Origin of the sequence: Nakamurella antarctica, from assembly GCF_003860405.1 — a bacterium.
GTDB lineage: Bacteria > Actinomycetota > Actinomycetes > Mycobacteriales > Nakamurellaceae > Nakamurella > Nakamurella antarctica.
On the sequence record NZ_CP034170.1, the window covers coordinates 102,237 to 128,196 of the forward strand.

The window sequence follows — 25,960 nt, forward strand, 5'->3', positions numbered from 1 at the left end:
AAAGGACGCTTAGATGGCTCCCGTGACTTTGGACCGCATCAACAAGGTGTACGAGAACGGTTTTCACGCTGTTCAAGATCTCAGCATCGATATTGCCGACGGCGAGTTTATTGTTCTGGTCGGACCGTCCGGTTGCGGTAAGTCCACGGCACTGCGGATGGTCGCAGGTCTAGAGGACATCAGCAGCGGCACCTTAAGCATCGGCGACAAGGTGGTGAACTCGTTGACGCCGAAAGACCGAGACATCGCGATGGTGTTCCAGTCGTATGCGCTGTACCCGCATATGACGGTGGGCGACAACATTGGGTATGGGCTGAAGATCCGAAAAATGGAGAAGGCCGAGATCCAACGGCGGGTCAAAAAAGCCGCCGACATGCTCGAACTGACTCCGCTGCTGGATCGCAAGCCCAAACAACTGTCTGGCGGCCAGCGCCAACGTGTTGCGATGGGTCGCGCCATCGTTCGCGAACCCCAGGTGTTCCTGATGGACGAGCCGCTCTCGAACCTTGACGCCAAACTCCGCGTTCAGATGCGCGCCGAGATCGGCCGTATTCAGCAAGATCTGAACGTCACCACCCTGTACGTCACCCACGATCAGATCGAGGCGATGACGATGGGGGACCGAGTGGTTGTCCTTAAATCCGGCCTGCTGATGCAGGTTGGGGCCCCCCAGCACTTGTACGACAACCCCGCCAACGTCTTTGTTGCCGGGTTCATCGGCTCCCCGCCAATGAACATGGGGATGGGCCGGATCGGCCGCAACGGCGATAACTACACGCTGCAGATGGGTTCGGCGACTTTGACCTTGGCGCCGGAACTTATCGCTGCGAAGCCGGCACTCAAGAACCACGTGGGCAACGAGGTCATCGTGGGCCTTCGGAGCGAGGACATGGAAGATGCATCAGTGCGCGGGGATGCCACCGAGACGCTGGACGCCAAGGTCGTGCTCACCGAGGCACTGGGCTCTGAGATCGTCGTTCACTTCGAGACCGATATCGAGAAGGTTGTCACCGAGGACACCAAGCTGCTCGCCGAGAACTTGGGTGGGGCGGATGTGGGGGTAATCGGCAGTGACCGGACGCAGTGGGTGGCCTCTTTCGCGCCGCGCTCACGCGTCCGCTCTCGCGACGACATCAAGGTCGTCGTTGACACCGAGAGGCTGCACTTCTTCGATGCGACCACGAGCAACTCGATCAACACTTGATCCCCCCGATCGCAGCTCGGCTCGGCCCTCATCACGATGGCTCGTCGCTCTACGTCGGTGACTCCACGCCGCGGCTCGGAGATCGCGTCCCCGTCAGAGTGCGGGTACCGTCCGGGTCCGGGGTGGACGCCGTTCGGATCCGAGCGATCCGGGACGCCGAGCCGACATTGGTGCAGGCCAAGAGGGACGGCGGTGACGATCACGAGGACTGGTTCACCGCAGACGTCGAAGTTCACAACCCGGACACCCGCTACCGGATTCAGCTCGACCGCGGCTTGCAGGGGTACTCCTGGTTGAACGGAACAGGGGAGCACTACCGGGACATCCCCGACGCGCACGATTTCCGGCTCACCACCCATGATCCCGGCCCCGACTGGGCACGTGACGCCGTGGTCTACCAAGTTTTCCCGGACCGTTTCGCGCGCAGCGGTGCGTCCCGAGAGTTGCCTGGTTGGGCTGTACCGGCCGAGTGGGATGATGCCGTCATCCACCAGGGTTCGCAGACCCCGTTGCAGTTCTTCGGCGGCGACCTTGACGGCATCCGTAACAAACTCAGCCACCTCAAGAGTGTGGGTGTCACGGCGCTCTATCTCACGCCGATCTTCCCGGGTGGGTCCAACCACCGCTACAACGCGTCCAGCTTCGCGGAAGTAGACCCGCTGCTAGGGGGCGACGCCGCCCTCGCCCGGCTTGCCCGCGCGTGCCATGAAAGCGGCCTACACATCGTTGGCGACCTCACCACGAACCACTCCGGCGACGATCACCCGTGGTTCGAGTTGGCCAAGCAGGGACCCGACGCACTGGAGCGCAGCTTCTACTACATGGACAAAAACGGGGACTACATCAGCTGGCTCGGTGTGCCCAGCCTGCCAAAATTCGACCTCGCCTCACAGGAGTTGCGGGACAGGATGTTCGGCACCGGTGACTCGGTGGTGTCACGGTGGTTGCGGCCGCCATTCGACCTCGACGGCTGGCGGATAGACGTCGCCAACATGACGGGCCGCCAGGGTGAATACGACCACGGCAGAGAGGTCGCCAGGCTAATTCGCCGCACCCTCGACGAAGTTCGCCCCGATTCGGTACTGATCGCCGAATACACCAGCGACTTCACGGCGGACCTTGACGGCGCCGGGTGGCAGGGCTCTATGAACTATGCAGGCTTCGCGGGCCCGGTGTGGTCGTGGCTGCAATCGGCGGCACACGAGAAATCTGTGCAGGGCAATCCGAATCGCACCGCTCGGCGCAGCGGCCAGAGCACCGTCGCCACCATGCGCGAGTTCGCTGCGGCCGTTCCGTGGAAAGTCGCTGCCCGGCACTGGAATCTGGCTAGCTCCCACGACACCGCACGGATCCGTACCATCGCCGGCACGCCCGAAATGGTGCGTGTTGCCGCCGGCCTACTTTTCACCTACCTCGGCACCCCGATGGTGTTCGCGGGCGATGAAATTGGGCTTGAAGGAACCAACGGGGAAGACTCCCGCCGCACGATGCCCTGGGATCGCCCGGAGGACTGGGATCAGGAAACGCTCGCCGTGTACCGCGATTTGATCGCGGTTCGGCACGCACATCCGGCCCTGCGCAGGGGCGGCCTGCGGTGGGTGGTGCAGACCGATGACGCAATTGGCTACCTGCGAGAGACCGCTGACGAGCGAATTTTGGTGGTGGTGGCCCGCTCTCGCTGGCAAGGCGCACTGCTGCCCGGTGGTCTTGTATACCAGTCGGCCGAGACGCTCTACGGCGAGGTGAGCCTCGTTGTTGACGGCTCAGGGGTTCTCATCCCGGGAGAGGGCCCAGGGGTTGGAATCTGGCGGCTGACCTGACCCGCACGCGCGCCCCAGTCTCGCGTCTGCTTGCTGCGCTGGCCCCAGAAGGCGTAAATGCGGTTGTGATCGAGGTCCCACCCTACGCGCCAGCATCTGGGACCTAAGGCCCTACGCGCCTCGCGCGAGGGCGACGACAGTGGATCGTGGAAGTACTCGCGCCTTGTCTATCGCAGCAGGAGAACCCATAGTGGACCCGCTCAGCATTGCCCGCTGGCAATTCGGCATCACCACCGTCTATCACTACATCTTTGTGCCATTGACTATCGGACTCGCGCTCCTGACCGCGATCCTGGAGACGGCGTGGGTCCGGACCCGCAACCCGGATTACCTTCGGGCTACTAAGTTCTGGGGCAAATTGCTCTTGATCAACTTCGCCATCGGCGTCGTCACCGGCATCGTGCAGGAATTCCAATTCGGCCTTAACTGGTCCAGCTACTCGCGTTTCGTTGGCGATGTGTTCGGGGCGCCGTTGGCGATGGAAGCGTTGATCGCCTTCTTCCTCGAGTCGACCTTCCTCGGCCTCTGGATCTTTGGCTGGGACAAACTCTCACCCAAGTTGCACGCCATGTGTATGTGGCTCGTTGCCATCGGCACCACGGCGAGCGCGTTCTTCATCCTGGCCGCCAACTCCTTTATGCAGCACCCGGTGGGCGTGCAAATTGACGCAGTGTCCGGCCGGCCTAAGTTGAACGACATCGGCGCAGTGCTCTTCCAACAGCTGCAGCTCGTCACGTTTAGCCACGTCATCGTCGCCTGCGTCGCCACCGGCGCGATCTTTATGGTGGGGGTATCCGCCTACTTCCTGGCGCGTAAGCGCGATCTTGCAGTGTTCAAGCCCTCTATGCGGCTAGGGCTGTGGTTCTTATTGGTCAGCTCCATCGGGATTGTGATCACGGGCGATATGCAGGCCAAGATCATGACCGAGGTGCAGCCGATGAAGATGGCTGCCGCCGAGGCGCAGTACACGACTCAGGCGAACGCGTCCTTCTCTGTATTCAGCATCGGAACGCTGGATGGTAAGGAAGAAACCTTCTCCATTCGGGTTCCCGGTCTGCTGTCCTTCATGGGTACGGGTGATTTCAACGGCACCATTGAAGGCATCAATGATGTCCAAGCTCAGTACGAAAAGCTCTACGGCCCAGGCGATTACAGCCCCAACATACCGTTGACATATTGGAACTTTCGGTTGATGGTGGGCGCCGGCTTCGCGATGGTGGCGTTGTCGATCGTGGGTTTGTGGATGACCAGGCGCGGCCGCCTCCCCGAGAAGCGTTGGGTGTGGCGGCTAGCCATGCTGTCGATGGCGGCGCCGGTGATCGGCAACTCGACCGGGTGGATCTTCACCGAGATGGGCCGCCAACCGTGGACGGTCGTCGGACTGTTCAAAACGGCGGATTCGGTGTCGCCAACTCTAACGACGGGCGCCGCGCTGACATCGCTCATGTTGTTGACGGCGGTGTACGGGGTGCTCGCGCTGATCGAGGTGCGCCTCATGGTCAAGTACGTCCAGGTCGGCCCACTCGGTGCGCAGGAGGCGCTCGCCAGTATCGAGAAGTTGCCCCCACCGGATCCTGATGACCCAAATGCCCACACATCCGATGAGAACAGGGTTTTGACCTTCGCCTACTAGGCGGGTCGAGGAGAAGATCGTCATGGAACTGTCACTGGTGTGGTTCATCTTGATCGCTGTCCTGTGGATCGGGTATTTCATTCTGGAAGGCTTCGACTTCGGCGTGGGAGCGCTGCTGCGGATCGTCGGCCGCGACGAGCGCGGCCGACGGGTGTTGATCAACACCATCGGCCCGCTCTGGGATGGCAACGAGGTGTGGGTGATCACCGCTATCGGTGCCACCTTTGCCGCGTTTCCCGACTGGTATGCCACCATGTTGTCGGGCATGTTCGGGCCGATGCTGGCGATCCTGCTGTGCTTGATTGTGCGAGGCGTCGCCTTCGAATACCGGGCCAAGGGCGACACAGACAAGTGGCGTGCCAACTGGGATCTCGCTATCCAGGTCTGTTCCTGGGGCCCAGCATTTTTGTGGGGCGTGCTCTTCGGCAACATGATCTACGGAATGCCGCTTGACGAGGCGGGTGAGTACACCGGAGGGTTCTTCGGACTCTTCGGCCCGTTCCCCCTACTGCTGGGTCTGTTGACGCTGGGCCTATTTCTCACCCACGGGGCGATCTTCTTGGCGCTCAAAACTCGACACGAAGTTCGCGACCGCGCGAAAGCCTTTGCAGAACGCGCTGGGGTTGGTACCGCAGTAATTCTGGTGGCCGCAGCTGGTTGGCTGCAGCTCGAGCGCGGCAACATCGTGACCGCACTGGTGTCCGTGCTCGCGTTGGGCGCGCTGGTCGCAGGAGTGGTTGCCACTAAAGCACATCGGGACGGCTGGGCGTTCGTAGCGACGGCCGGAGCGATCCTGTCGGTCGTGGTGAGTTGGTTCGCGGCGATGTACCCGAACCTGATCGCATCCACCACCAACGCGGCGTGGAGCCTGACGGTGCAGAACGCATCGTCGAGCCCGTACACGCTGAAGCTCATGACGTGGGTTGCGGTAGTCATGCTTCCGTTCATCCTCGCCTACCAGGCCTGGAGCTACTGGGTATTCCGCAAACGTATTTCCGCTCAGCAGATTCCGCTGCCACAGTTGGCCGCAAAAGTACAGGGCTGATGAAACCGCTGGACCCACGGTTGTTGCAGTACGCCCGGGGAACCCGGACGTTGCTCGCGGTGTCAGTGGGTTTTGGCGTGTTATCGGCCATCGCCATTATCGCGCAGGCCGTGTTGCTGGCTTCGATCCTGACAGCGCTGATCATCGACGGTGCAACGCTTTCCATGGTTCGCGGCTTGCTGGTGGCGTTGGGAGTGGTGGTCCTGGTGCGAGCCTTGGTGGCCGCTGCGACCGAGGAGGTGGCGGGCCGGATGGCGCAGGGCGTGACGGCGCAGATCCGCCGCGATCTGGTACTCCATTCGTCGAGATTGGGCCCACGGTGGCGTAGCGAGCAGCAGTCGGGTGGGCTGGCTACCGTTGCCGGTTCCGGCCTGGATGCCATGCAGGAGTATCTATCTCGCTATCTGCCACAGCTGGTGCTGGCGGCGCTAGTACCCGCCGCCATGGTCGTCTACCTCGCCACCCAAGATCTGATCAGCGCGGGCATCGTCGCTGTGACACTGCCGCTGATTCCGGTTTTCATGGCCTTTGTCGGTTGGTACACCGACCGGCAGGTAACGGCGAAATGGGCTGTGCTGCAACGGTTGTCCAACCACTTTATGGACGTGGTCGCGGGTTTGCCAACCCTTAAAGTGTACGGTCGAGCGCAACTTCAAGCCACTGCGGTCGGCGCCGTGACCGGCGAATACCGCCGAGCGTCGATGGTGACGCTCCGGGTGGCGTTCCTATCGTCATTGGTGCTGGAACTCCTCGCGACGCTATCGGTCGCACTCATTGCTGTGACGATGGGCATTCGGCTGGTCGGTGGATCCGTTGGCCTGCAGGTGGGCCTGACAGTTTTGATCCTGGCCCCGGAGGCGTACTTCCCGCTCCGCGCGTTGGGCGCGAAATTTCATGCCGCCGCCGATGGGGTTGCCGCAGTGGAGAGTGCGCTGCGGGTCCTCGAGATGCCGCTCCCAGTGCGCGGCAGCATCACTGATCTCCCGGAGAATTTTGAGATTAGAGTAGCGGGGGCCGGTATCGACTTCGGCGAACGCGGCGGGGTGGCCCGCGTGGATCTCACGCTCCGGCCGGGACACATCACAGCGTTGACGGGACCGAGCGGGTCGGGCAAGTCCACGCTCCTCATGATGATCGCTGGCCAGTTACTTCCTGATCACGGGAAAGTGTTGCTGTGCAATGGTGCTGAGTCGATCAATCTTGTCGACGTTGATCCGGATGCGTGGGTTCAGCAATTGGCCGTCGCCACCCAAGGGTGCTTTCTGATCGCCGGCACGATCGCCGACAATGTGCGGCTGGGAAACAACTGCAGCGACGAGGTTCTCGGCACGGCGCTAGACGCGGCGGCCGTGGACTTTCTAGGCGAACTGCCGCGCGGCGCCCAGACCCTCCTGACGGAGGATGGGGGTGGACTCTCTGCTGGGCAGCGGCAGCGGGTGGTGCTTGCCCGGACGGTGGCGAGGACGTTGTCGAGTGGGGCGTGCGTGGTACTACTGGACGAGCCGACAGCATCGCTGGACGGCGCGACCGAGCAGCGTGTTCTCGCAGGGCTGCAACGGGTTTTGGCTGGCCGCACGGTGTTGCTCGTCACCCACCAACTCGCGGCGATGCAGGTGGCGAACAGTGTTGTCGAAATCGGTAGCGACTACACGGAGCCAGCCATCGCGCTGAATGAGGCGGCGTTGAATCAGGCGGCGCTGAACGAGGCGGCGCTACAGGACCCGCCACTGCAGGTGGCCTCATGGTGATAACACCTGACACTGAACGGCGCGCCGAACAGCAACTGGCGCCACCGACCGGGAACCCGCTGCTGCGGATCCTCGCGCTGACCCGCCCTCAGTGGGCTCGCCTGCTCTCGGCGGGGATGCTGGGAGCGTTGGCGTCGGCCTCCGCCGTTGCTTTGATGGCGCTATCGGCGTGGCTCATCTCCAGAGCGGCGCAGCATCCGGCGATTCTGACGCTGATGGTCGCGATCGTTGGCGTACGTACCTTCGGTATTGCGCGCGGTGTGCTGCGTTATTTGGAGCGACTTTCCTCCCACGAGGCGGCGCTGCGGGTGCTGGAAGGCCTGCGCGTCGCGATCGTGACGCGGCTGGCGCTGGTGGCGCCAGCGGGGCTACCTCTGTGGCGTCGATCAGACCTGTTGGGCCGCACCATTACCGACGTCGACGATATTCAGGATCTGCTACTGCGCGGGCTACTGCCGCTGTTCGGGGCAGCAGTGGTGTGCGGTGGCGCGACCGGGCTGTTCTTCCTGATCCTGCCTAGTGCGGGTTTAGTATTGTTGGCCTGCTTGGTGGCGGCCGTCGTGCTAATTCCGATCTGGTTGGTGCGCCGCGGCAAGGACACAGAAGCGGTGGCGGCCAGCAACCGCGCCGAGCGGGACGCACTGGTCGCCGACACCATTGCTGCTAGTACTGAGCTGAACCTGTTGGGCGCCATGGGAGTTCGGCTGGATGCGTTGCGGCAGCACGAGAAGCGGGCGGCATCCTGTGGCCAGCGGCGAGCGAGGGAAGCGGGGATCGCAGCTGGCAGCGCCGTCGGCCTCATGGGGCTGGCCAGTATCGGCGCTATCGTTGCAGCCGCGCCGCAGGTGTCGGCAGGCCAGCTGCCAGCGGTGCTGCTTGCGGTGGTGGCCTTGACACCGCTCGCGCTCGTGGAAGTGGTCACCGCGGTCGGCACCGCGTCATCGGCGTTGTCCAAAGCCACTGCCGCTGCCGTGCGGGTACTCGCAGTGTTAGACACCCCAGACCCGATGCCCGCGTCTGCTCTGTCTGTAAAACCGTTGCCTGCCAACAGTAAAGGACGGCTCATCGAAATGCGCGGCGTCAGCGCGCGATGGCCTGGGACCGACCGCGACGCCATCAGTGACGTGTCGTTGGTGCTGCGCCCTGGAACCAGCACCTGCTTGCTCGGCCCTTCGGGTTCTGGCAAGTCGACGGTGCTTGCAGTACTTCTCGGATTCCTCCGTCCCACTGCCGGCACGATCATTATCGACGGGCAGGATGCGTCCCAGTACGAGCCGCAAGAGGTGCGCAACCTGATGGGTTGGACGGGGACAGACGCGCATGTTTTTGCGACATCGGTGGCAGAAAACCTACGCTTCGCGCGGCCTGACGCCGATGACGTCGAGGTGGCGTCTGCGATGCGCGAAGCAGGGTTGGGGGAGTGGCTCGGAACTCTTCCACGTGGGCTTGACACGCAGATGGGTGAGCAAGGTATCAGTATTTCTGGTGGGGAACGGCAGCGGTTGCTGTTGGCCAGAGCGCTGCTTTCTCACCGGCCGGTGCTTTTGGCGGACGAGCCAACTGCGCATGTGGATGAGCCGACAGCCGCGGCGTTGAGCCGGATGTTGTTGGGGCGCAGGGAAAATGGTCAGGCCGTGTTGCTAGTGACGCACCGGGAAGCCGACGCGGCAGCGGCGGATGTCGTGGTGCGAATGAGTGGGGGTGTGGTTTCAGGGCACTCGAGGTGATCAGTTCGGTCGTGTGCTCCCGCTTGAACGCTCGTCTTGGCGGCGAGCCGCACAGCTGCTAGACCGATACGACGAAATCGGCCCAGCCAAATAATTGCGCCCCAACGTTTTTCGGGGCGCGCGCAGCGCGGTCCACACTTTTTGGGCCGCTCTTCGTTCGTAGTGGCGGGGTCTCCCGCTGTCGAGGCCCTAGCATTAGCCCGGCTTGGGCCAGTTTCCGGCTTGAGGGCTGCTGCGAGGCCCTCCCCCCGTGGTTGAGCTCGGGCCTCCATGTTTTGCCGCGCAGAGCGCTACGCCGCGTCGGGTTCTATGCGTGCTTGGACACTGATGCCACGGCATCACTGTGACGTACGCCGGTGGATGAGCGAAGGCAGTGGTGCTAACTGGAATTCACCCCCGTTCGAGAACGTAAAAACGATTAGCCACGAAGGCAAGATCCAGTTCCGCGCGGGGTCCTCGCCCGTTTTTTCAGCGCAGACATGTAAGCGAGAGTGTTGTCGAAAACTGCCTTGTCGATGTGCGGGTCTCGGGTGCCCACAGTGTCTATGTGCACGACCACGTCAGCGGCCCTCAGCCATTCCGCAGGGATATCCTGACGAAATTGTTTCCTCGTATGGGTGGTCGGCCTCGTGACCATCACGGTCGACCCATTTCGGACGGCCCACACGCGCAGCTGCTCCGGCAATATATTGTCTGGTCGAGATGGTGTTTCGTCTGAGCCTGTGCCGTAATTGCTTTGGTCTTCGTAGAAGTCGATATCGTCGATGACTAAGACACGCCGGTCAATCGGTGCTGTCAACAGCCCCACAATTGAATCGCTGAATGGCTCGTCACTCGAATCCTCTCTATAGATCGGAAGTTCACTTAAATGCGTGACCGCGGAGCAAAGCCGCGAGTTGCCTTTGTCGGCTCGGTCCGGTTGGCCGAAGTGCCGTGACCGCAACTGGGTGTGCTGCCGAAGCATTCTGATGCCGACTTCTTCAGCAGGCATCATCGCTGAGACGAACCAGGTGGAGGCGCCTTGCTCGGCGGCGTGGATAGACAACTGCAGGGCCAACGTGGATCGACCAACTCCACTGGGTCCAGTCAGGACCCATACCGAACCCGGAATGAACCCGCCGGTGAGGTCATCGAGGTGATCGAGACCGGTCCCGATGGCGTGCTCGCTGTGGTGTTTATCGCGCGCAATGGCGGCGACCGAGGCTGTCACCTCTGCCGCAAACGCCGTCCTAGAACTGCCTGGTAACGAGGCTCTCGTCGAATGGGAAACGCACCTCATCGCAGGCAGACATGATTTTAATTTCGGCTCTCAAAAGTTCCTCTTCGGCGAGAAAGGGATTGGTTCTGTGCCGCCAGACGCAACAGCGTGAGTGAGCGCACCCCTCCTGCGACCATCTGGCCGTGCTTCCGGGGTTATCCCGTAAGCCGATGGCCAGGACTAGTTTCTGCATGGTGAGAACGTGGACCGCGGGCGCACCGGGGATCTTGTCCCTGCCGTCTGGCCCGCTTGTGCGTGGCCGTGGACTGCGTCGATCGCTCCCCGCCGGGATGTTGCCCGATTTCGGGGTCTACCTGCGTCGCAGCCGCCCGGAGCAGGTGGAGTGGGAATCAAGATGGATCCGCTGGCCAGACTTCCGGCTGCCCCACGACCGCGGTGTCGCCGAGGAGATCATGCGGCTGGCATGGCGCCGCGCCGCCAACGAGCGGGTGGAGATTGCCTGCGGCGGGGGACTTGGCAGGACTGGCACAGCGTTAGCCTATTTGGCAATACTGGACGGCGTGGCCCCTGGCGAGGCGGTCGCTTACGTTCGGGAGGGCTACCACCGGCAGGCGGTCGAGACGCCATGGCAGTACCGCTACGTCACCCGGTTAGAACCATAGACGGCGTTCCGGTCAGGGATGGGCGACTGTGACGGCGGACCGTACGGAACGTTGAAGACCCGCTTCTGCGATGCTGAGCTGATGGACACCCCCGCGGCTCAAGCCTTCGGAAGTGCCGCTCACCGGTTCCTGGAAGTTAGTGCCTGCGCAACAGGTCACTACGATTCCCCAGGCCTGGGTGAATGGTCCGTGCGTGACCTGCTGGGGCACACCAGTCGATCGCTGTCGACGGTCGAGACCTACCTCGGTACCGCCAGCTCCGACCCCGATGCGGTGGACCTGGCCGATGCTGTCGCCTATTACTTGGCCACCGCCGGTGCCCTGGCTGACACCGCAGCAGTGGCCCAGCGTGGACGTGACGCCGGCGCTGCCCTCGGCGCGGATCCTCTCGCCACGCTGAGCGCGTTGGTGCTCCGGGTACCAGAGCTGGTTTGGGCCGCTCCAGCTACCGCCCTGGTGCGCACTCCGTTCGGGACAATGACCCTGGAGGGCTACCTCCCGACCCGCACTCTCGAGCTGACGGTGCATACCTGCGACCTGGCCGCCGCCCTCGGCGTCACCGCAGACGTCCCCCAGGCGGCCGCCGCTGAAGCGTTCGCGGTCATCGGTGGTCTGGCGGCAGCGCAGGGAACAGCGTCCGCGGCACTGCTCGCCTTGACCGGCCGTAGTTCTTTGCCAGCCGGCTACTCGGTTCTTTGACGTATCGGTGTCCGGTCACCGATCGCTAGCCGGGCGCACTTCCATTTCTTCCCCCCGCGTACCGGGCGCTTCTTTGATGTCCAGGTCATCGGAGGTGAGAGGACGCCAGAGTGCGCCGCGAAGAAGTTACTACCTAGATCGAGAGTGAAGTTACCGACCCCACTGCCAAGGCCACAGGGACTTTCTCCCTCGATCGTCCAACTCGTTGTAGGGCAACGCTGCGACTTTTTCGTACGCCCCGCGTAGCACTCCTTCGTAGTCGCTTCGGTTGAACGTCATCGCAGAGGAAGGACCTGTAACGGTAGATGGTTCGGAGTAGCCGTCTTCCCACAAAAAATTAGTCCACGTGACTGTATCGTCATCTATTCGAATCGATGCGGTCACGGCACCGCAGCCGAGGTCCCCGCATTCGCCGCACACCAATAGGGCTACCCGACCCGCAGCGAGACCCGGCGTCGCGCGACGTACGGTGAGCTCGTCGACAGTGTCCGAAACCGACAAAAGCCAAGGTCGGTTCAATCCGGTGACCAGGTTGCCCTGCGTAAAGCGCTGCAACTGGGATTGGTCATCGACGACGAAGTCGAAAAAATGCGATTCAGGGTAGCGGGACACGTTGCCGTCTACGACGGTTCCCTGCCGCATCGAATGTGTAGCGCGAAAGTCGAGGTGTCGGCGGTCACACCCCAAGTATGTCGATCCCGGCCACATGTCGAGACCGAGCCGCGGCTAGGCCGTCCCGGGTTCCCTCTGACATCAGGGCATGTTCGAACTCGGCTATCGAGCCCAGTATTTGGAAGAACATTCGGCCGACGGAGGTGGAGGTGTCGATGCCTTGGTCCAGAACGACCAGGTCGATTCCGCGATTCTGGAGTTGTTTGGACAGTTCGAGCAAATGGTCTAGGGATCGGCCGAGCCGGTCGGGTTTGGTGATGACGATCTAGTCGCCGGCGCGATTGGCCGGCAGCAATGCTCTGTCCAAGTGCGGTCGGCGGGCGAGTTTACCGCTGGCTTTGTCGAGGTAGATCTCATTACAGCCGGCCGCGGAGAGGGCGTCATGTGGGGCTTCTGGGTGTTGGTCGCGGGTGGGAGACCCGTCCGTAGCCGATTCGCGGCTGTTTGATGTATCGCAGACGGGGGAGTGCGTGGCATAGGCGCGGACACGGGTTGGGTTACAACATCGACCTGCGGCGATGGCATGGCTTGAATGTTGTAACGGTAACGATCCAGTGCTTGCCAGTGTCCGCATGCCGTGTACGAATGGTCAAAAGTGGGGTCATGCGGACACGGGTTGTGAGACAACAATGGGCTGTCTGTTACGGCGTTGGGCAGGCCAGTAGTCCGAGCGGGGCTTGACCCCGGAAACCGAAGTGGCATGCTCTTGGGCATGATCAGACTTAGCTGGCCGCCACCAACGCTTGCCCCAGGCGAGACAGTCATGCTGCGCGTGCCAGCGAATTTTGTCCACCGCGGGATTGCGCGAGGGGGCAATCTGTTTCTGACCAACGGTCGCGTCGTGTTCCAGCCGAATAGTGTCGAGTCTTGGTTTGGCTTGAAAGCCCACTCATGGAGCTGCGACTCGGTCATGTCGGTGGGAGTTGCCAGACGGGGCGCAAACCTCTTTGGGGGCGCCGTCAGGTGTAGATTGCGGCTTGTCATGGCAGACGGCACCGTACTGCGCTTCGTAGTCCCGAAGGTCGATAAGGTCGCGGGCCAGGTAGCTTCCATGCTGCGTTTAGCAGGCGGGTAACTATGTGCTGCAGTCTCGCACGATCAGCCCGCTAGTTTCGACCATCGACGTGTGCAGGTCGCGTTCCTGAGCTGAATGGCTGCGGTGCGCAGGGTTGATGATCACGCCCCGAACAGTGGATGAGACATTGTTGGCTGACCGGGTGATCTGCGAGTTGAGAACTTCTCTGTAACGCCAGCGCTCCGAATATGCTGGATGTTCGTCTTAAGTTGTGATTTGTTCGGCGAGTGCTTCGGCTCCGACTCAGTGCTGCACTTTCGGGCCTGTTCCCTGGGCATCTCGCCTGGTCAAACTATCTCAGGTACTTCGGCCCGTTTTTATAGAAGGCAATCCAAAAACTAGCAAGTAGCGACGGAGAACTGAAGAGCTGTGGCGGAGATTTGTTCGGCCGTAGGTGGTTAATCAACGACCTCTTAGCAAGTGCTGCACAGAGGGGTTCGGTCATCCAATGCAAGGGGTCGGGTCGCGGGCTGACAGGGGGATAGCCACTTGCGGCGGTGGCTTCGTAACGTTGTACCTGCGCACCCGCGGGCTCGGGTGGTGTACCTGGTTGGCCTCGTTGCGTTTGTGCTGGGCCTGGTCAGTTCGATCATGGGTAACTGGCTTGTGTTCAGCTTTTTGGTAGCTGTCTCGATGCTTCTGGTTCTGACTGCGCGAAATATTGATCAGCACCAGAGGCTGAAGCAGAGGATGGGATCTAATCCTGTCTTGGGCACTGGAGCAGACGAGTAAGCGTGAAGAAGCCGGCCGCGTTGATAGTTGGTTTGGCCGCTGCGGCGGGTGTTGCGGTGGCTGCGGGTCCGCGAGAGCATGTCAAGTTGTTTGTGTAAGTGGTGGTGGGTTAGGTGGTTATAGGTAGGGGTTGATGCGGTCGGGGTAGGCGATGGCGAGTTGGGCCAGTGCCTGTTTCCAGTTGGTGGTTAGTTGTCCTTCGACGATGCGTCCTTCAGCTTTGCGTTTCTCTCCTCTCTTTCGTCCCTTCTCCTTTTGGCGGTCGCGGGCCCGTTTGTCTTCGATGTCGCAGATCGCTAGCCAGAGCAGTTTCACGGCGGCGTCATCGGAGGGGAAATGGCCACGGTTCTTAGTCACTTTCCGCAGTTGATAGTTCAATGACTCGATGGCGTTGGTGGTGTAAACGACGCGACGCAGCATCGGCGGGAACGCAAGGAATGGAATGAACTTTTCCCACGCATCGCTGAACACCCGAACCGTGTGCGGATTTGCCCGGCCCAGTTCAGAGGACCCGAATTCCTGTAACGCCAGCTTGGCGGCGTCGGCGTCGGCGGCTTGGTAGATCGGTTTCAAAGCGGCAGCGACGCTTTTGCGGTCTTTGTAGTTAACGAACCGCATTGCGGCCCTAATCAGGTGCACCACGCAGGTTTGGACCAGCGAATCCGGCCAGGTCGCCTCGATGGCCTCGGGGAAACCGGTGAGGCCATCGCAGCACACAATGAGGACATCACGAACACCGCGATTAGCCAGTTGTGCGCATACCCCGGCCCAGAACTTCGCGCCCTCGGTGGCTTGGACCCAAATCCCGAGGACGTGTTTCACCCCGTCCATGTCGACGCCGACCGCGATATGGGCCGCTTTGTTCCGGACGTGGGCGCCGTCGCGGATCTTCACTTGCAGGGCGTCGAGGTAGATCACTGGGTAGAACGAATCCAACGGCCGTTGCTGCCAGGCCAACACCTCGTCCAGGACCTCGTCGGTGATTTTGCTGATCGTTTCCCGGCTGATCTCAGTGCCAATCGTGGACACCAGGTGATGTTCAATGTCCCGCACCGTCATCCCGCCGGCATACAGGCTCACGATCATGTCATCGAGGCCCCCCACCCGGCGGGACCCTTTCGGGACCAACATCGGGGTGAATGTGCCGTCCCGGTCCCTCGGAATTGACAGCTCCACATCGCCGACGCTGGTAGCGACCGTTTTAGGGAAAGAGCCGTTACGTGAATTGGGGAACAAGCTGGCATCGGGATCACCCTTGTCATAGCCGACATGGCCACTGAGCTCCGCCTCCAACCCGCGTTCCAACCCAGCCTTAATCAGCTGCTGAATCAAACCATCGCGGCCATCAAATTGGACATCACCAGCATCGATGCGCGCATACAAGTCATCCAACGCGCCAGTGGCCTCCAAAGCAGCCACACCCTCACGCTGAGAACGCCGCCGGGACTCGCGTACTTCCTTGTCAATCATGGTCATCAGTGTCACCGCTTTCGATCAGGAACCCCACCCCCTTACACAAACCATCTGACACCCTCGTCCGCGATGATGAACCAGGTTTATCAACATGAAGAACGAACCGTCAATCGAATCGACTGCCCTCTTCTTTCTCATTTCTATCTTCCATCGAACTTCGGTTCTTCCACTTCCAAACAAATAAGACGCCGATACCGACGGACCACATAATTGCAAAGCTGATTACAGCTCCAGTTGTTTTATGTTGCAAAAAAAATGCAAAGGCCGCCGAAACAATAAGTCCTGCCGCCCATGCGGCTACTGCTCGGGCCCAGAACCTGGCGTTCGATTCATACATTTTCACCTTATTCTTGGAGGTAGTTATGGGCGCCTTCTGCTACCCGGCAAGAATACCCCCGGTAAATTCAGCGGCGCCACCCAGCAGGCAGCCGACCTCTACGGACGCAGGGCATCCGGTAACCGCTCCTCGTTTTGACCAGTCAATGGCTGAATCTATTACTTGGCCACTCGAGTCCAGAGAAGCATCCCGCGCATCGCTGGCTAGGTCGAAACACCCGTTAAATCCATAGACCCAATGAGACCCGAGCGCTCTGCAGTACGTTTCGCTTCTGCGAGGTGTGGTGGAATCGCAGTCTGGTCAGTCACAGGATGTAGCGAACCATATGAGTAGCCTTTTCGCTTGGTTCGGTTGAAAATCGGCTTCTGATGTTCTGTCCGAGTGCTATACGTGGCGGACCGCACCGAGCTCGCTCTACGAGACCTACTGGTTCCTGGCCAGACACGCCGAACGCCGTGACACGGTGTAAAGGAACTCGTGTCACGCGGACACTGTAACGAAACCTCCGGTGTCATGCGGACATGAGTTGTGTTACATCACAACGTGAATGGAACGTTTACGATCTTTTACGGACGATTTCACGGGGGTCAGGTGACTGTGCCAAATGTGGCCGAGCGGGGCCGGGTATCGGCGAGATTGACGAATCCCTGGCTCGCCAGGCCCTGCCCTTGACCGCCATCTGCCACATGGGGTGGGTGGGCGGGTTCTTTGATAATTAGTACGAGGCCCGTCCCATTCTCCGTGTTCAAGCTGGGACCCTTTCTGCCCGGGAGTTGCGGGTCAATGTTGGTCGTGAACGTGGTTAGGGGTTGAGGGCAATACATAGGTATGGGAGTTCGGGTGGAAAAGGGATTAGTGAATGGCGGTTCGCTGGTGGATGTGAGGGGCGGCGACCCGGTGGTGGTTTTTGCTGGCTTGTTCGATGCGTACGCGGAGGGGGTGCATCGATACTTATTTAGGCGGGTGGGTGCTGTTGCTGATGATTTGCTGTCTGAAACTTTTGCCGCTGCGATCGCTGGTCGTGCTGGTTATGACCCTGATTTGGCTGATCCACGGGCCTGGCTGTTCGGAATCGCATCGAACTTGTTGCGTAGGCATTGGCGCCAGGAGCAGCGCGAGTTGTCAGCGTTCGCCAGGGTCGCCTTCTTTGAGCGCGAGTTAGGTCCAGACCTGGGAGATGAGGCCGTTTCGCGGGTGGAGGCGGATCGACGTTGTCGTGAGCTGGCGGGGTCGTTGCTTGACCTTTCAGAAGGTGACCGGGATGTGTTGTTGCTGACCGCTTGGGCCGGTTTGGACAGCAACCAGGTAGCTGCAGCGCTGGATATTCCAGTGGGCACTGTTCGATCCAGGATGCATCGGGTACGGCGGCAACTCCGATCCGGGCATCACTTTGAAAAGTCACAAACATCAGTAGGGGAGAAGTCATGAGTCAGGATAATTCGGTCACCATGATTTGGAGTGAGTCGGAGTTGGATGAAGCTCTTCAGGATCTGAGCGCAGACAGAGTCCCGGATCGGCAAGTATTGGTTGCCGTCCGCGCCGCGGTGCTTCAAACCGCCCGGGATGCTTCGGTGGGATATTCGGCAGGAGGTCGGCTTACTGCAACTGAGCTCACGGAAACGGTGAGTCGCCGCCGGGCGAGCCGCGGTTGGCTTGTAGCGGCGGCAGCGGTGATTCTTGCGGTGGGGGGCGTGTTGGCTCCTGCTGTCAATTGGGGTGGCAGTTCGTTCGCAGCAAGCGCAGAAGCGCAGCAGGCTTTGAGTCAGACCAGTGATGCTGTGCTTCGTTCGGCCACCGAACCTGCTGCTGGACAGTTCAAACTTGTGCAGCAACGTGTGTGGTGGTCAGCGTTCAATGGTGCCTTTATCTTCCTCAATGAGAACCTTGAGCAGACGTGGATTCCGGCCGACACAAACGTGGAGTGGTTGCAAATCCGTCAGCAGACCAATAATCGAACGTGGCTGGTCGGCACCGAGGATGAGGCCAAAGCCGCGGGTGTGCCAGTGGACGGCACCTGGCCGACATCCACTATGCGGGCCCGTTGCGGTGATTTCGCCGCTGAAGGCGAAGGCCGCGCCGAGTGTACTGCGCCAGGGAGCTGGGCTAACCCGACCCAGGAGTTCATTGACTCACTGCCCTCCGATGCGGCAGCGATGTTTGCCCGGTTAAAAGCTGACATCCCGGACAACGGCAAGTCGTCGGGAACGATGTTGGCGTATGCAGCCGATGCTCTCGGGTCCGGGGCACTGCCTTCGAAAGTACAATCAGTGCTGTTTGAGGCCATGGCGATGATCCCGGGACTAGCAATAACAGAGCGCACGGCCAACTTGGACGGCCAGATCGGGACCGCACTCGGATATGACGACGGCGACGTTCGCCAAGACGTCATCGTCGACGTGGCATCTGGAACCTACATCGGCCAACGGCAAGTTCTAACCCAGGACCGAGACGGAGTGCCGGCCGGTTCCACCATCACTTACTCATCGGTCACAGCGCAGGTCGTCGGTAGCTCCGGGCAGGTACCGAATTGATCGAATATGCGAGGCCAACACGAATTGAGCCATACGCACCTAGCCCAGCGATCGTCCCTGCAACAGTTTCCAGGGCATGGCGCCCTACCCGCGGCGATGTCTTTGCCATGGCGATTGCAATTCTGGTTGGAGTGTTCGGGGCTATCAGCTATTACTCAACGGTGTTGCGGCCGCTTGCCCACACTCTCCAGCTGTGGACCTTGATGGTGGCACTGGTTTCGGCACGCCAATCTTTCAGGGCCGGTGCGATACGAGGCGCAGTGGCACTAACGCTGAGCGTTGTAGCGTTCTACGTGAGCAAAGTCGTAGTTTATCACCTGCTCTATCCCGGCACCAATGACGATTTCAGCCTGCTGGAAGTGTTGATGTGGTGCAGTGTCGGCGTAGTCGGAGGATTCTTCCTCGGCGCCGCCGGATCGCGTTTGGGCAGCGGTGGATGGCTGGCGGCGACGGCGGGGACACTCTTCATCTGCCTGCAAATAGTGGATGGTGTGCATCGACTCGACGAGTACTCCGATCAACTACCAATCATATTCGCCGCCGCCGCCGCGGTCCTTCTCGTTGCTCTCAACTGCCGAACCTGGAAGCAGTTGTCACAGACTCTGATCACCGCCGCCCCAATGGCACTCCTAGCGATTCTCATACTTGGCGTGTCAGACCAACTAACCAAATAATCACCTAACCGCAACGACAAGGGAAATGCGCATGGGCTTCATTTGTGCGCCGCCCGTTGGGGTTGTAGCGGGCGGCGACGTTCCAGGTGTTGGTGATCGTTTCGTATGCCTTTGCCTCAAACGTGCCCGTGGCGTCGGGGTGGTCTCGGTTCGCGTGGCGGCGGGACCGGAGAGTCAGCCAGACTTCTATGTCCCTTTCCCACCGGGTGTCCGCGTGCCGAGTCCCCGAGCTTTTCAACGTCACACCCGCCGCATGACCAAACGCCGCATCACGTGACCGATAGGTAAACCCCTTCCCGGAGAAACCTCGGCACCAACGGCTGAAGCAGAAGATGGCATCTAATCCTGCCTAGCGTGCAGGAGCGAACGAGTGGGTGTAAGCAAGCAGCGGTCCGGCCGCTGTGGTGCATGTTGCGATGGCGGCCAGTTGGTCCTCGGTCTGGTCTTCAACATCTAGTTTGCCCACAGGGCCGGGTTTCAGATCCAGCGACCAGCTAATTTTCGGAGACCCTTGGGACCGGGGAAGTTGACCCGCCGGCCGCTACGACACGACTTCCTTTACACCGTGTCGCCGGGCTTGGCGTGTCGGGCCGCGATCACTGGACCTAGTAGGTCTGGCCGAACGAGCGGAGCGCGGCCCCTCAGATATAGCAGCCGACGGAGTATCAGGAGCGGATTATCAGGCGAACCAAGTGAAAATCCTAAATATGTAGATCGCTCAGTGTTGTGCCTAACCAGCCGGCGGTTCCACCAGTTCTCACCAAATAGACACGGACCGCCACTGCGTCAGCGGCCCTCCCTGCAGCTCAATCAGACCGACCTTCCGCCCGCCTCGTCGGGATGAATGCCAAACAACCCCTCAGCGATCCCCTCGAACAATGCGGTCGTTGCGGGCACCGATGCCAGCCAGTTGCACACCGGCCATCGTCAAGGCAGCCAGACCACCAACACCAGCGGCAAGAACGAGCCGGCCAAGAACGATCAGCCCGGTCATGCCAACAACGGCCACTAGCAGGGCACCGCCGAAAATTGTCCACTGAACCGCCGTCAGCGGTAGCCCGCGTCCGACGGAATACCTGCGCTTCTCGCTCATCTGTCCAGCATCCTCCATCGGCCGCCTGAGCCGCTGTCCGGGTAGAGCCACTGTTTGGCAGGCTTGCTGGCAGACCGGCGTATTGCTTTCGAGCGTGGGAAGCTGTGCAAATGAAAACGTATCCCTCGCCACGGCGGTCTCCGCTACAAAGATGGATAGTTCGCTGGAACGGCCCAATCTGCGTAGCGCTCGGACTGATCTGGCTTGCTGTCACCCCGCTGACTGACGGCGCGAAACCCATACGCTGGGTTATCGGGGTCTTGTGGGTCGTTACTGGAGCAGCGATGTGGATCATGGCTTGGCGAAGCAAATCAGAAAATTGAACGTTGACGCGGTGGCGTCAAAGCTGAAATTTCGACGTGAAGGGAAATGCTGACGTGAACACCGAAGCCGGTGCGATTGGCCGGCGATCGTGGTGGCCGTGGTGGCTGGGATTGGGGATAGCAACTGCGAGCGGTCTGTGTGCATTGACAACCCAGACCACGCCAGATGCGTTACTGCTATCCCTCTGTGGAGCCCTCGGCGCAGGGATTTGGGCTATCGCAGCGTGGCCGCGAGAGGCCCGTCAATCGATGGAAGCCAGGTTCGCGCAGCCAAGGTCCTTTCGCTACCGCTTGCTCGTTATGGTGCCCGGCTTTTTGGCGTTAGCCCTGTCTGCCGTGCTGTTCTCGGATCAGGGGTTCCAACCGAGGTTCGGTGCGTTCTTCAGCATGTATGTAGCGTTCGGAGCTCTCGGGTTAATGATCGCCAGGGCGGTTGCAAAGAAGCAACGGCACGCCACCTTGCCGGCTGACCAATCGTGTTCAAGGGCTCTGGCTAACGTCACTCATCGGCACCAAAAGATGACAAGTACTGGATCGTTACCGTTCCATTCACGTTGTGATGTACAGGAACTCGTGTCCGCATGACTCCAGAGGTTCCTTTACAGTGTCCGCGAGACACGACTTCCTTTACAGGGTGTCGAACCCATCCCGCGTGTCGGCCCCTAGCGATAGCCGCAGCAATTTATCGGCTAGTCCCAGGGGCGAAGCTACGCACATGAGGGCTTTCGCGGCCAATCGTTTCCAGGAGCCTAGTTCCTGCGGTTGCGCTAGTCGCTTGAGTAGCTGACATCAATATCAGGGTGCAGACTGTCGCGGATCAGACCAACCTTTCGACCGTTATGAACACTTGCGCTTCAAGACCCCTCTTCGGGATCGTCCACGAGCGCGACCGGACGCTATACCTCTCACCTCGCAATTCAACTGTCTCACCCACTTCCGGGGCAGCGGGTATGCCAAATATTTGAATGGGCTTGCTCCCGGAAGAGGCATCGACGAAGTGCACTGCCAGACTCATGGTGTCAGTCTTCCATGGCACGCACCTGGGCTTCGAGCTCAACATCACCTGCGCCGAGCATTCGCAACGGGTTACCCCAAGGCGATTACACCACCGTGGTCATCACGCTCCACCACAACAACGACGACTGGTGCGGACGCGACAGCTTCAGACAACAGTGGAAGGGGCGACCCGGGGTACTACAACGATTACTACCGTTTCCAGCTCTGGCCACAACCCCATGCAATCAATGCTCGACGAATCAACCAGCGGGACCACCCACCAACCTTCTGACACATCCCGCCGCACAGCCTGATTGGTAGTGCCGACGGCACCTTGGGTAGGACTCCAGGGGACTAACCGCGGTTTCCTTGACCGGCTGACCAGGCAGCGTATGCGGTCCCAACGATTTCCTCTACTCCGATCGAAGTAACGTTTCCAGGCGGCGTCGGCAGCGCTTGGGGTGGCAGGCCCAATCAGGAGTCCTAAATGTTGTATGAAAACCCGTGTCCGCATGACCGTCTGTTTGAGCATCCGTACACGGCACGCGGACATAGACACGCATTGGATCCTTTGCTCGTCAATGCCCGTATGCCGTCTATGCATGAGCGTAGGGGGGCTCATGCGGGCAAAGGTCATGAGACAACAATCAGGGCCGGCATCTCAAAGTGCTGTTCACTTGCTATCTCAAGGACGTAGGAGAGATTTATCACGACAGTCTCCGCTAAATGCGGTCCTGAAACAGCCAGGTTCTCCAGGCGTTAACGAGTCCGGCAGCACCGGCTATCAGCATCAGGATGGGTGCGAATAGTGCAGTTGTGCCCCTACTCAGCCCGACGACGCCACCAAAAAGGAAGACAAGACCCGAGATCAGGAAGCATGCCGAGGCGAACTTGATTGTGTTGCAGGTGCGAATCGTGGTCTTTGAACCGCCTAGAACACCCCCGGCGATCAGGAATAGCGGTCCAAATATGTAAGCCACCAGCATTCTGTTGCCTCCGACAGTTTCCCAATGAAAACCCAAGATATAAACCAATTCTAAGGGCCAGCGCTGCGAGTCACGTCGTTCGACTGGCCATTCAATCGTTCTGCGCAAGGGTTTGAAGCTGCGGCGTCAATTCCTAGATGGCTACTGGCGTGGGGTCCAACCGATGATCCAGAAATGAGAATTTGAATCCGATTCGCCCACCTCCGGCTTTCAATGCGGAATCGCCGTGACAGGTGCTCGCCTCCTGGGGGGCAGTGTCGTCGCCTTGGGCGAGAAGCCCATTCCCTGGGACTAGCCGCGTAACCTGCGACGACATCTGCTGTCGAAGCACTATCGGACGCAGTGGTGATGGGGGTGGCGCTGAATTTCTTGAGCCGTTGGGAGCATCCCCGGCCGTTGCTAGTGTGAACAAGGTGAAGAGCCTCAGCCCGCACCTTTGTTCGCTTAAGTGGTGGATGCGCCTGCGGTTCAGCCGGCCGGGCCGACCTCTAGTAGCAGGCGATTCCGTGGGCTTGCCTGATGGCAGTCGGGTTGTCCTGGCAAAGGACTGGGATCAGATGACCATCCAGGACCTGCGTGAGTTAGGTGCGGGACCGGGGAGCCAGCCAGACTTCTATGTCCCATTCCCACCGGGTATCCGCGCGCCGAGTCGTCGAGCTTTTCAACGTCGCACCCGCCGCACGGCCAAACGCCGTACTACGTAACCGATAGGTAAAACCCGTTCCGGCGTAACCTCGGCACCAACGGCTGAAGCAGAAGATGGAAACTAATCCCGCCTAGCGTTCAGGAGCGAACGAGTGAGTGCGAGGCAGGGGAGGTCCGTCCGCTGTGGTGGGTGTTGTGATGGTGGCCAGTTGGTCCTCGGTCCGGTCTTCAACGTCTGATTTGCCCACAGGCCCGGGTTGCAGGTCCAGCGACCAGATAATTTTTGGAGACCCTTAGGTCCGGGGAAATCGACACGTAGAACGCGGCGGCACGGTGTAAAGGAAGTCGTGTCACGCGGACACTGTAAAGAAACCTCCAACATCATCCGGACACGAGTTCCCTTACAACACAAAGCGAATGGAACGGTAACGATTGTTCGAGGTCGTTATGCCCGGACACGGAGCAACTGGTCGCATGGTCCAGACTAGGTTTCGCCGGTTCGAATGGGCCTGCAGCAGCTTGTCGTTCTATGAATCGACACGCGTACCGTGGCTGTCGATGCTCGGGGTTGGCCGCACGGTGTTCGAAGTCGTATGCGCGGTGACCTACGCGTCCGGCAGCTGGCTTCGGATTAGCCGCGCTGCCACCGCTGATTCGTCAGCAGCGAACAGGATGGTGCGTACCTCTCCAACGACTTTCCCCGCGCGAATGGGGAATGGCGCCGAGAGGTTCAGTGCGACATGGACGCTACCGGCGACACCCAGGGTGAGGGTGTCGCCGACGATGATTGGTCCGTATCCAGCCCTTCGCAGACCGACGGACACCGACGTGACCTGATTGATCGGGACTGCTACATCTGCCAGTAATCCGCAGCGTAGGAGCAGTGAATCGCTGGTCAGGATATGTGGCCTGGTTCTGTTAGCGGCGACGAACCCGGCCATGATCAGGAGGCCGTAGACCCCTAGTACCAGCAGAATCATGCGCAGCGCAGTCCACGGCACGATGATCTCGACGACAGCGATTTCCAACACCGTCAGTGCCATGAAGATCCATACGAAAGCGACTTGATCCCGTCCGTAGGGAATTATGGTGATTGGCGCAGTATTCCCCGAGCCCGATGCGGCAGGTCGGATTGGGACACGCAGTAGCCACCTCACGACTGCCGCCATCAACTGAGCTTCTCGTGCCACCAATCGAAAAATCGGGCCTGGCAGAACCGCAGTCGCGGCATCCGCGGCCGAGGTCGACGATCTTTGGCCTGACCGTCGAGAACGACGGTACCGGGTGCTGGCCACACTCAGAACCGCTAGTGCGCAAATAATCTCAACGCACACCAGCATGAGAATCGCGTGACCGAGTGCGAGCCGGCCGGTGACCAGTAATGCCGCCTCGACCACCACGAGCACGACCGTGCACCACCGAATTCCTCTCATCACGACCATTTCCCAGCTGCGGCGGTCACCGCATGCTGTTGGGCCATGGTCAGTGATTGCAGGAAAAGCTCCCATCCAGCCGTGTTTTCGCCGCCGTCAGCGGTGTTGGAGGGAGTGAACGCTGCGCCTTGGCTGGCTATGAGCTCGGCGACTTCCAGGACCTCTGGGTGTTCCGGGCCCTGGTCGATCAAACGCTCGAACCGGGCGGCCAAGTCCCTGGACGTGGCGATAACCTGCGGGTCGGCAAGAAGGACGGCATACTTTTCGGCGAGTTCAGCGAACCGCTCGACGGGCATCGTGGCTTCAGCCACTTCCAAAAGCTCCTGCTCCCTGCGAACCAGGTCCTGATCGCCGACGACCCCACGCAAACGATCCAGCAAGCTGGCCATGGCTGGTGACGACACCAAGTCAACATCCCTGCTCAGGACCTCGGCGATAGACCGCCGTCGTCGCGTCAACTCGTTGATTTGCGCGTCGAGATCAGTCACGATCTCGATGAAGATATTGCGTATCTCATGCCCGGTCTGTTCGTCGAGCGCGTCGCGGATCTGGTCGAGCGTCAGCCCAAGCTGGGCGAGACGAACCAATCGGACGAGCGACAGCAGGTCCTTAGAGCCGTATTCGCGGTAGCCGTTCGAGCGTCGGGCCGGTTCCGGTAGTACCCCGACAGAGTGGTAGTGCCTGATCGCCCTCGTAGAAACGCCCGCGATCTTAGCCAACTCCCCGATGCGCAACATGCACAAATCATGAACCTTGACGCTGCGACAATGTCAACCGCCCAGCGCTGGGTCGCTCAGAGGTCGGCTGAAGCGGGTGCCGGCAGCGCGGGGTGTACCGATGCCGGCGTTGACCCGCTCCGCGATGAGCTCAGGTTCGTTTCCCGCGAGGTTGGCCAGCGTGTTCAGCATCCGCATCCCGTCGAGGTTGCTGGATCGATGCCGTCCGAGATAGACCGCACCGAGATCCCCGAGACCCGGGGGCTGCGCACCGTGTTGAACACGTCGATCGACGACCGGCCGAGACGGTCGATCTACCGGACCACGACGGTGTCATCAGCCTCGGCGTAGTCGAGCAGCCGCCGCATTCCCGGCCGGGTCGCGGCCGCCCCGCTACCGGAGGTGACGTCGGCGCTTCTGGGGTCTGCTGCACGGCGCGTTCCCGACTGCAGAAGTTCAAGCACAACGAAGACCCAGCTGACGAGCAGCGGCGTGAAGTAAGCGAGATCGTGCAAGG

The 25,960-nt window shown here is 60.6% G+C and carries 20 protein-coding genes and 1 pseudogene; 11 read left to right on the forward strand and 10 right to left on the reverse strand.

The features are described from left to right. Positions 1-13 precede the first annotated feature (13 nt). The 6 genes from EH165_RS00480 (at position 14) to cydC (ending at position 9,177) form a co-directional block, all read left to right on the forward strand. On the forward strand, positions 14-1,204 hold the full coding sequence (locus EH165_RS00480) for an ABC transporter ATP-binding protein (protein ID WP_124797555.1): 1,191 nt from the start codon (positions 14-16) through the stop codon (positions 1,202-1,204). Next, positions 1,201-3,024 carry a glycoside hydrolase family 13 protein gene (locus EH165_RS00485; protein ID WP_206426024.1) on the forward strand — a complete coding sequence of 608 codons (1,824 nt, stop codon included), beginning with the start codon at positions 1,201-1,203 and terminating at the stop codon, positions 3,022-3,024. Before EH165_RS00480 ends, EH165_RS00485 begins: the two co-directional genes overlap by 4 nt. Before the next feature lie 190 nt (positions 3,025-3,214). Further along, a complete protein-coding gene (locus EH165_RS00490; RefSeq protein ID WP_124797556.1) occupies positions 3,215-4,657 on the forward strand; it encodes a cytochrome ubiquinol oxidase subunit I in 1,443 nt (480 codons plus the stop codon). 22 nt (positions 4,658-4,679) lie between these two features. Continuing rightward, positions 4,680-5,702, forward strand: a complete 1,023-nt coding sequence (cydB, locus tag EH165_RS00495; RefSeq protein WP_124797557.1) for a cytochrome d ubiquinol oxidase subunit II — start codon at positions 4,680-4,682, stop codon at positions 5,700-5,702. Then, positions 5,702-7,450: a thiol reductant ABC exporter subunit CydD gene (gene cydD / locus EH165_RS00500; RefSeq protein ID WP_124797558.1), complete on the forward strand. Its 1,749-nt coding sequence runs from the start codon at positions 5,702-5,704 to the stop codon at positions 7,448-7,450. The genes cydB and cydD overlap by 1 nt, the downstream gene beginning before the upstream one ends. Beyond that, the gene (gene cydC / locus EH165_RS00505) at positions 7,444-9,177 is read left to right on the forward strand and encodes a thiol reductant ABC exporter subunit CydC (protein WP_124797559.1); all 1,734 of its coding nucleotides are present in this window, start codon (positions 7,444-7,446) and stop codon (positions 9,175-9,177) included. The genes cydD and cydC overlap by 7 nt, the downstream gene beginning before the upstream one ends. 418 nt (positions 9,178-9,595) lie before the next feature. On the opposite strand, the gene EH165_RS00510 is transcribed toward cydC, so the two are convergent. Then, entirely contained in the window at positions 9,596-10,387 is a 792-nt protein-coding gene (locus EH165_RS00510) for a DnaB-like helicase C-terminal domain-containing protein (RefSeq protein WP_164479034.1), read from the reverse strand. Positions 10,388-10,626: 239 nt separating this feature from the next. Here EH165_RS00510 and EH165_RS00515 point away from each other — a divergent pair, with 239 nt between their 5' ends. Together EH165_RS00515 and EH165_RS00520 are read left to right on the forward strand one after the other, a co-directional pair. Then, positions 10,627-11,058, forward strand: coding sequence for a protein-tyrosine phosphatase family protein (locus EH165_RS00515; protein ID WP_124800205.1), 432 nt, complete (start codon positions 10,627-10,629; stop codon positions 11,056-11,058). Positions 11,059-11,139: 81 nt separating this feature from the next. After that, entirely contained in the window at positions 11,140-11,757 is a 618-nt protein-coding gene (locus EH165_RS00520) for a maleylpyruvate isomerase N-terminal domain-containing protein (RefSeq protein WP_124797561.1), read from the forward strand. A 150-nt stretch (positions 11,758-11,907) separates the two neighbouring features. Here EH165_RS00520 and EH165_RS00525 read toward each other — a convergent pair whose 3' ends face one another. From EH165_RS00525 to EH165_RS00540, 4 genes are all read right to left on the reverse strand, one after another. Then, entirely contained in the window at positions 11,908-12,399 is a 492-nt protein-coding gene (locus tag EH165_RS00525) for a hypothetical protein (protein WP_124797562.1), read from the reverse strand. A gap of 34 nt (positions 12,400-12,433) precedes the next feature. Beyond that, on the reverse strand, positions 12,434-12,649 hold the full coding sequence (locus EH165_RS15585) for a recombinase family protein (RefSeq protein WP_239020631.1): 216 nt from the start codon (positions 12,647-12,649) through the stop codon (positions 12,434-12,436). Between the two features lie 1,704 nt (positions 12,650-14,353). Continuing rightward, positions 14,354-15,706, reverse strand: coding sequence for an IS256 family transposase (locus tag EH165_RS00535; protein ID WP_206426162.1), 1,353 nt, complete (start codon positions 15,704-15,706; stop codon positions 14,354-14,356). Between the two features lie 109 nt (positions 15,707-15,815). Next, positions 15,816-16,046 carry a hypothetical protein gene (locus tag EH165_RS00540; RefSeq protein WP_124797564.1) on the reverse strand — a complete coding sequence of 77 codons (231 nt, stop codon included), beginning with the start codon at positions 16,044-16,046 and terminating at the stop codon, positions 15,816-15,818. Between the two features lie 840 nt (positions 16,047-16,886). On the opposite strand from EH165_RS00540, the gene EH165_RS00545 reads away from it, so the two are divergent. The 3 genes from EH165_RS00545 (at position 16,887) to EH165_RS00555 (ending at position 19,251) form a co-directional block, all read left to right on the forward strand. Continuing rightward, positions 16,887-17,474, forward strand: coding sequence for an RNA polymerase sigma factor (locus tag EH165_RS00545; protein WP_206426025.1), 588 nt, complete (start codon positions 16,887-16,889; stop codon positions 17,472-17,474). After that, a complete protein-coding gene (locus tag EH165_RS00550; RefSeq protein WP_124797566.1) occupies positions 17,471-18,577 on the forward strand; it encodes a hypothetical protein in 1,107 nt (368 codons plus the stop codon). Before EH165_RS00545 ends, EH165_RS00550 begins: the two co-directional genes overlap by 4 nt. Positions 18,578-18,684: 107 nt before the next feature. After that, positions 18,685-19,251 (forward strand): DUF6518 family protein, encoded by a 567-nt coding sequence (locus tag EH165_RS00555; protein WP_124797567.1) that lies wholly within the window; start codon positions 18,685-18,687, stop codon positions 19,249-19,251. A gap of 859 nt (positions 19,252-20,110) precedes the next feature. Here the strand turns inward: EH165_RS00555 and EH165_RS00560 are convergent. From EH165_RS00560 to EH165_RS16700, 5 genes and pseudogenes are all read right to left on the reverse strand, one after another. Next, positions 20,111-20,344: a hypothetical protein gene (locus tag EH165_RS00560; RefSeq protein ID WP_124797568.1), complete on the reverse strand. Its 234-nt coding sequence runs from the start codon at positions 20,342-20,344 to the stop codon at positions 20,111-20,113. A 2,041-nt stretch (positions 20,345-22,385) separates the two neighbouring features. After that, complete coding sequence (locus tag EH165_RS00565) at positions 22,386-22,649, reverse strand: hypothetical protein (RefSeq protein ID WP_124797569.1); 264 nt, start codon at positions 22,647-22,649, stop codon at positions 22,386-22,388. A gap of 1,250 nt (positions 22,650-23,899) precedes the next feature. Then, positions 23,900-24,337, reverse strand: coding sequence for a hypothetical protein (locus EH165_RS00570; RefSeq protein ID WP_124797570.1), 438 nt, complete (start codon positions 24,335-24,337; stop codon positions 23,900-23,902). 389 nt (positions 24,338-24,726) lie between these two features. Next, positions 24,727-25,464 (reverse strand): MerR family transcriptional regulator, encoded by a 738-nt coding sequence (locus EH165_RS00575; RefSeq protein ID WP_206426026.1) that lies wholly within the window; start codon positions 25,462-25,464, stop codon positions 24,727-24,729. 42 nt (positions 25,465-25,506) lie between these two features. After that, positions 25,507-25,907: pseudogene (locus tag EH165_RS16700) on the reverse strand (recombinase family protein); the annotation flags it as partial. Positions 25,908-25,960: the final 53 nt, after the last annotated feature.